Raw genomic sequence first — 13,137 nt, 5'->3', positions numbered from 1 at the left:
GATTGTTATGTCGGAACACGCAAAGGCGGCCATTGGGGTGTTTCCACCCCACCGTGCTATGCGTAGGGAAAAAACATAATTATTCGAGCTAAATGCTGGGATATCGCCCAATGCCCCGGTTTGGGAGGCCAGCACCCCACCTAGCCGGATGCGCTATCAAGTCCCATTTTTTTGATCTTGTCAAAGAGGGTTCGTCTGTCAATGCCCAAGGCGTTGGCGGTCTTGGTTCGATTCCATTGGTTCTGAAATAAGGCGGCCGAGATGGCCTCGACCTCGCATTGCGCCAGGTGTTCCCGAAGGCTCTTTGCCGTTGGCGAGGCCAGAGAATTGTGGGCAGGTTCGTCGTCGGCGTTGGAGTGGAGCATATCCATGAATCCCAATGTCCTGTATTGACGAAGTTGGTTTTTCAATTCCCTTACATTTCCTGGCCAGTCGTAGGCCATGATGGCCTTGAGGGAACTCCCGGGAATGAACTTGTTCTCATCGCTTTGCCCCAGGAAATGGCCGACAAGAAGGGGGATGTCCTCCTTGCGCTCGCGTAGCGGCGGAATGAGAATGGGGATTATATTGATCCGGTAGTAGAAATCAGCCCGCATCTGCCCTTTAGCCACCATGTCGGCGAGGTTCCTGTTTGTGGCAGCAACGACACGCAGGTCAGGTTTCACCACCTCGCAGCCACCCATCGGCGTGAACCCGTCGCCTTCCAGGGCGCGGAGCAGTTTTACCTGCATGGTCAGAGGAATCTCGCCCACTTCATCCAGAAATAGTGTCCCGCCATGGGCCGCTTCAAACAGCCCTTGCTTGTCCTTGTCTGCACCGGAGAAAGCCCCTTTGCGATAGCCGAACAGTTCGCTTTCCATGAGGTTTTCAGGAATGGCCCCGCAGTTTACCGGGATGAACGGCTTGGCCGCCCGCCTGCTGACCCTGTGTATTTCGCGGGCTACCAACTCCTTCCCAGTACCGGATTCTCCATAGACGATGACGTTTTCGTCGGACTGTGCGACTTGAATGATGGCGCTGAAGACGTTTTGCATGGCCGGTGACTTGCCGACAATATCGCCCAGGCGGCTCGACCTGAAATAGTCCTGGAATTCGCCGAGCTGCCGACTCATCCCGCTTTGGATTTCCTTGTAGCCCGAATGGTCGGACACAAAGCCGTCAACGTACTGGAGCTTGCCCCGGCTATCGAAGACGCCGACCCCGGTATCGAAAACCCACCTATCCCATCCGCGTTTATGCGAGGTGACATAAGCCAGCCGAAAGGAGCCACTTCCATACGCAAGAGCCTTTGAAGCGTCGTCAAATCTGACGTGATAGGAAGGGTGGATGTAATTGGTGAATCCCCCTGCGCCAGGGGCTGTCATTTCCTCTGGCTCGACCCCAAGCAGCTCACGGCAACCTCCACTGACATAGGCGAGAGACCACTTGCCATCATTGACGCGTCGGTATGCCATGCCCGGCAGGACATCAAGCAGCGAAGCGAGGCCATCCCAGGACTCTCTTCCTTCGGGGAGCAAAGCTTTTTCCAAGGGCGTATCGTTCAGGGAACATCTTTTCATAAAGTATCTCGTGCGTTGCTTGGCATAGTGCTTAAATTATTATATATTTATGTGCCTTAGTCGATCCGTCCCTCATGTTTCCATATGTATATCGGCCAGAGAAATCCCTCGCTCGGCATGCCCGATCTCGCTGCATACGATACCGTAGAATAACTACAGCCAACCTCCCGGCATACTGTCACGGTCAAGTTGTCGGTTGCAACGGAGCGGCTTTTTCCTGCGCCGAGGCTATGGAATTCAAGGGTGGAAGTTGCGGTTCGAGGGATCTTCGTCAATAGCTGCAACGTGTTAAATCGTGTTTTTTTAGCAAGTGTTGAGACACTACCTTTTGCCTCTAAGGGTTGAGGAGGCTGAAGCCGGATGCGTTGCTTGCATTGCTGTTCAATCTGATGCAAAGAGTGCCCAAAAAGATCGTGGTTTTTGCAAGCTAGGAGAGCATTATAAACGTCACCAGACCTGTCGCCTTGTTCTGACCCTAAGAATTCGCAGTAATAGAGCTGTCAATGGCTCAATGAAAGCTCCACCCATTTCGCGCAATTTTTCTGAGGGGGCAACACCAAGCGTCCTTCAAAGCCTACTGATCTGGAACTCCATCACGAAGAACCAAGAATAAAGGAAGCGACAAAGCTTTAAGGTTAGAGAAATTGATTTTCAAAGTCAACGCAGCTCGAAGAAGGTACATAAGATGTTGGCCTCTTGATCTTTAACAGTCTGATTTATTGTGCTATTATTGCTTCATTGGTACAACCTGAGCGATCCGGGCGCGGAGCAGGCGCTGCTCGATTGGCCTCCTTCGCCCGGTTCACCGGTTATTCCATTGAGGACGACATGCCGGGCGAGACCGCCATTTGTCGTTTCTGTAACGGTTTGATCCGCATGAAGGAGCTGGACACCTTGCTCGACATGTTCAACCGTTAGCTTGAAGGACAAGGGTTCCTTGTCCGTGAGGGAGCCGTGGTGGCCGCCTCGGTAGTCGAATCGCAGCGGTGGCCACGCAAGGTCATCGACGTGATGCCAGAGGACCGCTCCGAGGAGGCGGCCTGGCTCCGCAAGAGAAACCGGGCCTATTGCGGCTACAAGCTCCATGCGACACCTACGGTCGGGACAGATTTCTGCTCTGTGACCACATTACTCCCGCGAACCGTTCAGGCACGGATGAATTCGAACGCTTGGCGGTGGCGTCGGCCTTGATCCCGGCGTGTCAAACTGACTGCCAAGGTGCAGTAAGCCGAACCCGATGACGAATATCCTGTCCCTGAAATGAGCGTCAGTCCTGCAAAAATTCCACGTTCGCCTCAGATCCCCCCGGAATTTCCTCCTTTCTCAAGTTAAGTGTTCCCCTGCAACAGGGCGCAGCACAATTTGATTTGCATGATCGGCGGGCATGATATATCAATTAATCTTGATTTATGGATACGGCAGGAAACGGAAAACGGTGAAAATCCGTTGCGGACGCGCCGCTGTAACCGGCACATACCCGCCCGCATTCACCCGGCAGGGGAAGGATGCGGGCATCACGGGGCCGGAAGCCAGAAGACGTCCTGCCGGGGAGCGCCGGGCCGCGCGGCCATTGGGGCTCCTTGTCTGACACCTTGAAAAACGGAGTGGACATGAACGCGCACGTGATTGGTTTTCCGAGAATGGGGGCGGCCCGCGAGTTGAAATGGGCCCTTGAGCGACACTGGCGGGGAGAGCTTGACGAGGGCGGCCTGATGGCGGTCTCGTCGGAGCTCAAGGAGCGGCACTGGGCGGTGCAGGCCGGGGCCGGACTGGACTTCGTCTGCGTGGGGGATCATTCCCTCTATGACCATGTGCTGGACGCGGCTGTTATGGTCGGCGCCGTGCCGCAGCGGTTTCGGAACAGGGAGTGCGGCGGGCTTGCCGCTTATTTCCGCATGGCCCGCGGCGATGCCGACACGCCGGCCATGACCATGACCAAATGGTTTGATTCCAACTACCATTATATCGTTCCCGAGCTGGAATCTGCCACAATCTTCACCGGCCGGGCCGAGGCCCTGCGCCGGGACGCGGCCAGGGCTGCCGCCCTCGGGTTTCGTCCCAAGCCGGTTCTGGTAGGACCGTTGACGTTCCTGATGCTGGCAAGGGAAACGGGCGGTGCCAGCCGATGGGACCATGTGGCCGGGCTGGCCGAGGCCTATTGCCGGATTCTGGGCGAGCTGTCCGGTGTGGCCTCCTGGGTCCAACTGGACGAGCCCGCCTTGTGCCTCGACCTGCCGCCCCAGGCGGCAGAGGCCGCGCAATACGTCTATGGCGAACTGGCCCGGTCCTGCGATGGCGTAGATATCCTGCTGGCCACCTATTTCGGTCAGTTGCGCGAGAATCTCGACCTGGCCGCTTCGCTGCCCGTGGCCGCGTTGCATCTGGATCTGGTGCGCGGAAGCGGTCAGCTCGACGAGGCCCTTCGGGCGGTACCCGAGGGAATGGGCGTCTCCCTCGGGCTGGTCGATGGCCGCAATGTCTGGCGGACCGACCTGGATGCCGCGGCCAGGGCCGTGGACGAGGCCCGGAACGCTCTGGGCGAGGACAGGGTGATGGTTGCCACAAGCTGCTCGTTGCTCCACTCGCCCATGGATGTGGAGCAAGAGACCTCCCTTGACCCGGAGATCAGACGCTGGATGGCCTTTGCCGTCCAGAAGTGCGCCGAGGTGGTGGCCCTCAAGGGGTTCGCCCGAGGCGAAAGCCCGGCGCTGTTTGCCGAGAACCGCGAGGCTCTGGCGGAGCGGCGCGGAAGTGTGCGGGTTCATGATCCGGCTGTGGCCGGGCGGCTTCTTTCGGTGGACGAAACCATGCTCACGCGCAAGTCGCCGGTAGCGCACCGGGCCGTTGTGCAGCGGGAGCGGTTCGGGCTGCCCCTTTTCCCCACAACGACCATCGGCTCCTTTCCCCAGACCCCGGAGATACGGAAGACGCGCCTCGCCCACAGGCGGGGGGAAATCTCAGAGACCGATTACGCCGACTGGATACGCGGGCGGATCGCCGAGGCGGTGGCCCAACAGGAGGCCCTGGATATTGACGTGCTGGTGCATGGTGAGCCGGAGCGAAACGACATGGTGGAGTACTTCGGCCAGATGCTCAACGGATTCTGCTTTACGGAAAACGGCTGGGTCCAGAGTTACGGCAGCCGTTGCGTCAAGCCGCCGGTCATTTATGGCGACGTGTCCAGGCCCGGCCCCATGACTGTTGACTGGATCACCTACGCCCAGTCCCTGACCGATCGGCCGATGAAGGGCATGCTCACGGGCCCGGTGACCATCCTGTGCTGGAGCTTCGTGCGCGACGACATCCCGCGTGGCGAGATCTGCCGCCAGCTTGCCCTGGCCGTGCGAGACGAAGTGACTGATCTGGAGGCTGCGGGCGTCGGCATCATTCAGGTGGACGAAGCGGCCCTGCGCGAGGGGATGCCGCTTCGGCAGGACGAGCGCGAGGCATACCTGCGCTGGGCCGTGGACAGCTTCCGGCTGGTCACGGGCGGGGTGGCAGACGAAACCCAGATCCACTCGCACATGTGCTACAGCGACTTCAATTCCATCGTGCAGTGGATCGGGGCCATGGACGCCGACGTGGTCAGCATCGAGGCGAGCCGAAGCGGTATGCGCCTACTCGACGCCTTTGACGCCCGTGAGTTCCCCGCGGCTATCGGGCCCGGTGTGTATGACATCCACAGCCCGAGGGTGCCCGGCGAGGACGAGATTCTCGATCTGCTGCGCAGGGCGTTGCGCGTGGTCCCGGCGGAGCGGCTCTGGGTCAACCCGGATTGCGGCCTGAAGACCCGCGCCTGGCCGGAGACCCTGGCTGCCCTGGAAAACATGGTTGCCGCCGCCAGACGCTTGCGGCAGGAGCAGGGCGAACAGGCAACGGAGTAGCCTTTGACCCGGCGTCCTCTGCCCGGGGCGGAGGACGCCGACCACCCGGCAGCAGGGCGGTCGGCCGCCATCCGATTCGTGATTGGGCGGGCTATTTCAAGGGGACGTACACCTCGGTCAGCAGGGCCTCAGGTGCGGTCCTGTCCGGGGTGTTGAGATATATCTCGATGCTTGCCCCGGCATCCGCCTCGTGCCCGTTCTGCGGCGCCCATTGACCGCACAGCCAGGCGTAGGTCCTGTGGAGTTCGGAGTGCGGTCCCTTGTGGAGGGTTTTGGCGTACCGGCCCCCGGCGATGGTCTTCATCCCCACAGGAGCCTGGACCTCGACCGGCCCTGCGACGGTGATGCACGCATCGTAGCGGATCTTGTCTTCGGGCGTAACGTCGGGGTCGTCGTGGCAAACGGCGAGCACCCGCGCCGATGGCGTGAAGAGTCCCTTGCCGTCTGCAAAGCCGCAGAGGGTCGACCATGCTTGGTGGCAATCCTTGTACGGTCCGACGTGACGGACGAAAACGACATCCATGGCCTCAAGGGTGTTGACACTTGCTTCCATGACGATCTCCTTCCAGTAGTTTGAGTGTTTACGTTCAATGCCGCCGTGGTGCGCATCGCGAAACTGCCTGGGGGAGAGGCCGAACATGGAGGTGAATGCCCGCGTGAATGATTCGTGGGTTTCGAATCCGGCGCTTAGGGCGATGTCCGTCACGCAAGCATCGCCGTGCTTCAGGGTGATGGCCGCCCGTTCCAGGCGAAGACGCCTGATGTGGGATTTCACCGACTCGCCGATCATGCCGCTGAAAATGCGGTGAAAATGATATGGCGAGAAACAGGCTATGGCGGCCAGTTCCTTCAGCGCCAGGGGCTCGTCCAGGTGGGTCTGGATGTGCTCCAGAACCCGGTCCATCCGCTTCGCGTAATCCTGTTTGGTTTCCTCTTTCGTGGTGCGCATGGGACTCCTTGTGCCACGATGCCGCTTGTGTCGCTTGATGGTTTTTGCGCTTTCGCAATGGCAGACAGGGTGCGCCCGCCTTGGAAGGGGGAGCGGGCCTGCAGGATCAGAGGAGGTGGATGGGGAAGGCCGCCATGGGTGGAATGGGCATCCCGGCCTTCCTCAGGCCGGGCACACGGCCCGTGCGAAAAAGCGGCAGGAGCGATCCTGCCAGCCGATGTAGCCCAGGTGGGCGTCGGCGTACCACGCGGCGGTGAATGCCTTGGTGTCGGCGCTCCAGAGCCGCGACTTGCGCGGATCGAACGCCGGGGCCTGACAGGAGAGACCCGGATGCGCGGCCCGGCCCATGAGCGCGGCCAGCTCGTCGATGGTGGGCAGCCGCCAGCCGGTGCGCCCTGCAAAGGCGCGTTCCCCCAGTCGCGCCGCGTGGGCCTTTGCGCGTTCCCAGGTCAGCGGATAGCGCGAGCCGTCCCGCTCCCAGAGCAGCCCCGCAAGGGAACCGTCCGGTCCGGGCTGGAGCACGGTGCCGTCGCCCTGGTCCGAGAACAGGGCCGGGGCAGCGCTATTGGGCCGCCACAACTCGTCGAGGCCAAAGAGGCTCCGCGCCTGCCGCGCTCCTGTTTTGATTGGCGTTGCCCGCGCCGGAGGGCGGCGCAACCGGGACGGCCACGGATCAGGCGGGTCCGCAAGGGAGCAGGCGGCGTCGCGGGCCGCCAGCCAGTCGGTTTCGGCCCGGTCCAAGGCATCGAGCATGGCGGCTGCGTCGGCAAAGCGATTGTCCGGGACTGCGGCCAGGGCACGGCTGAAGAGGCCGTCCCAGTCCGGGCCGGCGAGTTCGGGATCGTCCAGGACCAGCCCGATCGAATCGCGCCCTGGTTCCGGCAGCTTTCCGGTAAGCATCCGGTAAAGGGTCACGCCCACGGAAAAGATATCGGCGCGGCTGTCGGCCTTGTCCGGGTCGGCCTCCTGTTCGGGGGCGGTGTACCAGGGAGAGCCCACCACCATGCCCGGGTGGCGTGCAGGCCGCTCGCCGCGCAGCCGGCTCAGGCCGAAATCGATGAGCCTGACCGTGCCGAGACCGCCCTCGTCCTCGGCCAGCATGACGTTGAAGGGCTTGATGTCGCGGTGGACGATGCCCTCGTAATGGAGTCGGTCGAGCCCGTGGAGCATCTGGCGGGCCAGGGCCAGGGCTGCCTGTGCGCCCAGCCTGCGCGAAGGGCGCTCCGCATCGTAGGTCTCGCCCATGAGGGCGCCGAGGTTGCCGCAATAGTATTCCATGGTGAAATGGGGCGGGGTGGCCGCGCCGCCTTCGTCCACGTCCAGGACCGAGGCCACGTTGGCGTGGCTGATGCGGGCCATGGTGGCAGCCTCGCCCAGAAACAGGGAGGTCAGGGCATCGCTGCCCATGATGTCGATGAGGATGTCGGCGGGCTTGAGCACCTTGAGGGCCACCATGCGTCCGGTCACGGGCATGGCCGCCTTGTAGACCGCGCCCATGCCGCCCCGGCCCAGCAGGCCGCGAATCTCGTACCGTCCGATGTGCATGTCCCGACGATACCCCAAAGCCGGGCCAACGGGAAGTCGGGCCGATCAGCCCAGGCGGCGGGCGAACTCGGAGACGAGCACGGCACCGGCCTGGGCCACGTTGAGGGAGTCGAACTCGCGGCGCAGGGGGATGGAGAGATCGTGGTGACAGAGCTTGGCCACGCCGGGCCGCACTCCCTTTTCCTCGTTGCCGAGCACCAGCACGGCCGGGCCGGACAGCTCGGTCTCGTAGGCATTGAGGGCATCCGCGCCCGAGCGGGCGCAGTACAGGGTGAAATCGTGGTTGGCGCAGTCCTTGAGGGCCGCGGCCATATTGCCCGCCTTGGCCACGGGCAGCTTGTTCAGCGCTCCCGCGCTGGAGCGGACCGCCCCGGCCCCGAGATAGGCGCCGTGGTGCTGGCAGACGATGAGCCCGGCCCCGCCCAGAGCATAGACCGTGCGGGCCAGCACGCCCACGTTGCCTGTGTCCTGGACCTGATCCAGGGCCACGATGAGCGGCAGGGGCGCCTCGGGCGCGGATTCGAGCAGGGTTTCAAGCGAGACGTAGGACAGGGCCGCGCAGCGGGCGGCCACGCCCTGATGGTTGCCCCGGTACATGAAATCCAGATCCTTGGCCGAGACGGAGCGGAACGGCACCCCGGCCGTGCGGCACAGGGCGAGGATTTCCTCAAGCGCCGCATCGTGGCGGCCCTTGCGGAAGGCCACGAAATCGACCCGGCACGGTTCGTCGAGCAGCAGCTCTTTCACCGGCTTGTTGCCGACTACGTAAAGTTTACCGTCCTTCTTGTCCTGCATTTCATCCCCGCCTTGTCTGGGTGCGGCAAAGAGTTGCACATGGTTGCGTGCCGCCCCGCGACTATGTAGGGCTTTTGCCAAGCTATTGCAATCCCGAGCCAGGTGGGGTAGCACATTGTTCATCGGTTCATCACGTATAAGACTTTTTCTAGACTTCCCAAGTCCCTGGTTTTCTGGTACTGGGGCGGGAAGCCGGAGGAAAAATTGGACGCATTCAAATCTCTGCGCCCGCTTTTCGCGGCGCTCTGCATCGTCGGATTGGCGACCTTCATGGCCGGTTGTGCCGCCAAGTCTCCTGTCAGCGAGCCTGTCGCCGAGCGGGAACAAGGCGGTGTTCCCGATGACGCCGAGGCTCTGGACCCGGAGGTCATTGCCGCCCCGGTGGAGGAAGGGGAACTGACCCAGGCCGAGAAGGCGGTACTCAACGCACGCTTTGGCCTTCTCTTTGATCTCGAAGACCACAATAATGCCGATGTTGAGCGTTATTTCAACTATTTCAACCACAAAGCTCGCGCAACCATGGAGCGCTGGCTGGAGCGCTCGCAGCCGCATCTGCCATATGTGCGCCGCGTCTTCACCCAGTACGGTCTGCCCCAGGACCTTGTGCTTCTGCCCTTCACCGAGTCGGGGTACAATGTCCGCGCCTATTCATGGGCCGGGGCAGGTGGCATGTGGCAGTTCATGAAGGGCACCGGACGACTCTACGGTCTGCGATCCGACTGGTGGATCGACGAGCGCCGCGACCCCTACAAGTCCACCGACGCCGCCGCCCGGCATCTGCGCGACCTGTATGACCGCTTCGGCGACTGGTATCTGGCCCTGGCCGCCTACAATGCCGGCGAAGGGAAAATCTCCCGGGCCCTCAAGCTGACCGACTGCGACGACTTCTTCGAGCTGACGGCCAACAACCACAAGCTCACCGGCCGTGCCAAGCTCAAGCCGGAAACCAAGCACTATGTGCCCAAATTCATTGCCATTTCCAAGATATTCCAGAATCTTGACACCCTGGGGTACAACCCGGTCTCCTGGGACATGGAGCCCGAGGTGGTGCCCGTGCAGGTGCCCGGCGGTACCGACCTGCTCGCCCTGGCCCGTGCGGGCGGCCTGACCTGGAAGGAATTCCACGAGTACAACCCGGCCTATCGCCGACAGGTCAGCCCGCCGCACATGGAGACCACCGCCTATCTGCCCGCAGCCAAGGCGGACAGCATGATCGCCTATCTCAAGGACCCCGGTTCCCGTCCCTACGCAGGCTACACTCAGTACGCCGTGCGCAGCGGCGACTCCTGGTGGCGCATCTCCAACCGCTTCCGGGTGCCCGTGGCCGTGCTCAAGAAGGTCAACAATACCAATTCCGACATCCTGCGCCCTGGCCAGCTGGTCATGGTGCCTGGCAACGAGTCGGGCCGCGTGGTGGCCAGTTCCCCGTCCGAGGGCACTGCCTCGTCCACCCGTGCCATCGCCTCGCGTCGCGGCAACTACGTGGTGCGTAGCGGCGACACCCTGTGGTCCATCTCGCGCAAGTTCGGGACCACCGTGGACACCATCAAGCAGTCCAACGGTCTTCGCTCAAACGCCCTCAAGGCGGGCCAGCGCCTTTACATCCCGGACAATTCCGGCCAGGCCACCCGGCAGGCCGTTCGTGACGCGGAGCAGACCAAGGCCCAGCTGGTGCGTTACAAGGTGCGCCGTGGCGACAACTTGACGGCCATTGCCCGCAAGTTTGGCGTCACTGTGGCCGATCTGCGCAAGTGGAATTCCCTCAACTCCCGGGGCACCATCTATGCCGGGCAGGATCTCAAGGTGTACGTCCATTAGACCGCCCGCAGCCCAACGAAATGAAGCCGGGGGAGAACGCATCGCGTTCTCCCCCGGTCCTTTTTTGCACGACACCGACCCTGCCGGGGCAGGATCATGGGCCGTCTATCAGGCCAGTCCCTTGAATGGATCGGGCACCGGCTCGGCCCGTCCCTTGACATAGCCCCATTCCACCAGCCTGTAGTAGGCGTGTTTGGCCTGATCTCCCTGATTGACCTGCCCGAGAAAGCGCACATATTCTTCGGCTGCCCCGCGCCGGTCGCCCATGCCTTCCTTGCTGTAGCCCTTGTAGAAGGCGGAGTAGGGGTTGCCCGGCAAGGCGGCCTCATAGGCCGTGAAATTGGACAGGGCCTGCGAGAAGTTGCCTGCCCGGACCTGGAGCAGGCCGTTCAACTGCAGGGCCTGGGGTTCGCCCGGGTGGGCCTCGCGGGCACGCTCTGCATAGGGGATTCCCTCGCTGTACCGACCCTGTGCCGCCTTGCTTTTGGCCATGAGCAGAAGCCCGACATAGTCATTGGGCGCTTTGCTCAGGGCCGAGGCGATATGCTCGTCGGCCTTGGGGTATTCTTTTTTGACGATGAATTTTTCCGCGGTCTGCAAATCCCGTACGGCCGGTTCGATGGAGCGCAGGGAGGCGGTGTTGTCCATGTACCGCTCCCTGTAGAAGGAGTATTCTCTGGCCGAAGGGTATCGGGTGTTGGCCGCCGTGCGGGCCGTGGCCAGCCGCTCGCTGCTCATGGGGTGGGTGGCGAACATCACTTCCAGGGCATTGGGTTCGCGGTCATGCTTGGCGTTGAGCATGTCCATGAGCCCGGCCATGCCATCGGGATTGTATTCAGCCCGCGTCATGTATTCCATGCCCAGACTGTCGGCCTGGCGTTCGTCCTGGCGGCTGTAGGCGGCCAGAAGCATACCCGCGCCGAATCCGCCCAGGCCGCCTGCCAGGGCGCCCCACTCTCCCCCGTACTTGGCACCCACCAGGGCTCCGCCCACACCGGCCGCCAGAGAGACAAGGATGGAATTGCTCATGCGCGAGGCCGTGTGCCGGGCGTTGACGTGGCCGATCTCGTGGCCGAGCAGGGCTGCCATCTCGGCCTCGTTTTCCATGTCCAGCATGATGCCGCGTGTGCAGGCTATTGTCCCGCCGGGAAAGGCGTAGGCATTGACATAGGTGGCGTTGACCACCTGGAAGTTGTAAGGCATCTCCGGCCGGTGGCTAAGATCGGCGAGACGGTGGCCCACCTCGGACACATAGGCGTTGAGAGCCTCGTCCTGTGCCCGTCCGTAGTCAGCGGAGATCTGGTGCGGGGAAGCCTGTGTGTCCATGGAGATCTCTTCGGTCTCGCTGACGAGCATGAGCTGGCTTCGGCCGGTGACGGGATTCTTGGCGCAGCCGCCAAGGGCCATGAGCGCTGCGGCCATGGCTCCGGCCTTGATGAACCTGCGCCGGGTCCAGGGTTTGGAATAGGTACGCATCATCATCGCCTCATTGTTTTTTTTTCTTTTGATACCGTACTCATTCTTAATATTCAAGCCGCCTCGGCTCTTTCCAGGCTGTGGCCTCTCTGGAGATGGGCCAGGTACGCCGCTGCCTTCTGCCGCCAGTCCTGCGCCCTCAAGGCCAAGCCATGGGTCATGCCGACGGTCAGGACCGGGCCGGACTCGGTGCTCGGGAGGCGATGGTGGCTGGGGTCAATGTTCGCTTCACTGCCCTTTCGCACAGAAGCGCCTCGGTGAGGACTCTCCGGGTTTCCGGTCTTGACTTGGCCAATGGCCTGGGACACCATCACGCCTTCGTCAACCAGCAAGCGCCCGAGGTGTCGCCATGGCCGCTCCCCGCTCCGTTCTCATTCTCAAGACCGGGTCCACCTTTGACGATCTGGCTGCCGCCAGAGGGGACTTCGAGCATTGGACGGCTCAGGCCATGGGCCTGACTTCCGGACAATGGCTCTGCGCCGATGTCCGAAACGGCATGTCGCCGCCGGACCCGACCGCTGTTGCGGGATGCGTGATTACCGGCTCCCATGACATGGTCACGGACGATGCGGACTGGATGCTGGCCGCCGGAAGCTGGCTCTCCCGAGCCATGGAGGCCGGGCTGCCGCTGCTTGGCATCTGCTTTGGCCATCAACTCATGGCCCACGCTCTGGGCGGCCGCGCAGCCTATCATCCCGGCGGCCCGGAAATAGGAACTGTGGATGTGACCCTGACCGCGCAAGCGGCGGATGATCCCTTGTTCTCGGCTCTGCCGTCCGTGTTCGCGGCCCATGTGACCCATTCCCAGACTGCCATTGCCCTGCCGTCTGGAAGCGTGGTCCTGGCCGCCAGCGGTCATGATCCGCATCAGGCTTTTCGCCTTGGCCCCAATGCCTGGGGAGTACAGTTCCATCCTGAATTCGATGCCGAGGCCACCCGCCACTACGTCACGGCCCAGGCTGCCAAACTTGCAGCTCACGGCGCCGACCACGACACCGTGCTCGCCTCGGTGCGCGAAACCCCTGAATCGACAGGCCTGTTGCGCCGTTTCGCTGAGTATTGCCTCGGCTGACGGGGCAGGGCCGGTTGCGTCCGGGCGGAGTATAGGCTA

Annotated in this window: 8 protein-coding genes and 1 riboswitch; of the genes, 3 read left to right on the top strand and 5 right to left on the bottom strand. The window is 62.3% G+C overall.

The features are described from left to right. Positions 1-140: 140 nt before the first annotated feature. On the bottom strand, positions 141-1,454 hold the full coding sequence (locus tag GKC30_RS03690; protein ID WP_196772796.1) for a sigma 54-interacting transcriptional regulator: 1,314 nt from the start codon (positions 1,452-1,454) through the stop codon (positions 141-143). A 1,467-nt stretch (positions 1,455-2,921) separates the two neighbouring features. After that, positions 2,922-3,119, top strand: a riboswitch (cobalamin riboswitch). A 50-nt stretch (positions 3,120-3,169) separates the two neighbouring features. Between GKC30_RS03690 and metE the strand changes: the two genes are divergently transcribed. Continuing rightward, a complete protein-coding gene (gene metE, locus GKC30_RS03685) occupies positions 3,170-5,443 on the top strand; it encodes a 5-methyltetrahydropteroyltriglutamate--homocysteine S-methyltransferase (protein ID WP_155932321.1) in 2,274 nt (757 codons plus the stop codon). 91 nt (positions 5,444-5,534) lie between these two features. Here metE and GKC30_RS03680 read toward each other — a convergent pair whose 3' ends face one another. The 3 genes from GKC30_RS03680 to GKC30_RS03670 form a co-directional block, all read right to left on the bottom strand. After that, complete coding sequence (locus tag GKC30_RS03680; protein ID WP_155932320.1) at positions 5,535-6,392, bottom strand: AraC family transcriptional regulator; 858 nt, start codon at positions 6,390-6,392, stop codon at positions 5,535-5,537. A gap of 162 nt (positions 6,393-6,554) precedes the next feature. After that, positions 6,555-7,937, bottom strand: coding sequence for a protein kinase domain-containing protein (locus tag GKC30_RS03675; RefSeq protein ID WP_155932319.1), 1,383 nt, complete (start codon positions 7,935-7,937; stop codon positions 6,555-6,557). A 45-nt stretch (positions 7,938-7,982) separates the two neighbouring features. Beyond that, positions 7,983-8,732, bottom strand: coding sequence for a TrmH family RNA methyltransferase (locus tag GKC30_RS03670; RefSeq protein ID WP_155932318.1), 750 nt, complete (start codon positions 8,730-8,732; stop codon positions 7,983-7,985). Positions 8,733-8,936: 204 nt separating this feature from the next. Between GKC30_RS03670 and GKC30_RS03665 the strand changes: the two genes are divergently transcribed. After that, positions 8,937-10,550, top strand: coding sequence for a lytic transglycosylase domain-containing protein (locus tag GKC30_RS03665; RefSeq protein WP_155932317.1), 1,614 nt, complete (start codon positions 8,937-8,939; stop codon positions 10,548-10,550). Positions 10,551-10,658: 108 nt separating this feature from the next. On the opposite strand, the gene GKC30_RS03660 is transcribed toward GKC30_RS03665, so the two are convergent. Next, positions 10,659-12,029: a M48 family metalloprotease gene (locus tag GKC30_RS03660; protein ID WP_231117009.1), complete on the bottom strand. Its 1,371-nt coding sequence runs from the start codon at positions 12,027-12,029 to the stop codon at positions 10,659-10,661. A 346-nt stretch (positions 12,030-12,375) separates the two neighbouring features. Here GKC30_RS03660 and GKC30_RS03655 point away from each other — a divergent pair, with 346 nt between their 5' ends. Continuing rightward, positions 12,376-13,098 (top strand): glutamine amidotransferase, encoded by a 723-nt coding sequence (locus GKC30_RS03655; protein WP_155932316.1) that lies wholly within the window; start codon positions 12,376-12,378, stop codon positions 13,096-13,098. Positions 13,099-13,137 lie beyond the last annotated feature (39 nt).

Origin of the sequence: Pseudodesulfovibrio alkaliphilus, from assembly GCF_009729555.1 — a bacterium.
GTDB lineage: Bacteria > Desulfobacterota > Desulfovibrionia > Desulfovibrionales > Desulfovibrionaceae > Pseudodesulfovibrio > Pseudodesulfovibrio alkaliphilus.
Note: the sequence above shows the minus strand (reverse complement) of the source record. Positions and strands in the feature narration are given on the sequence as shown.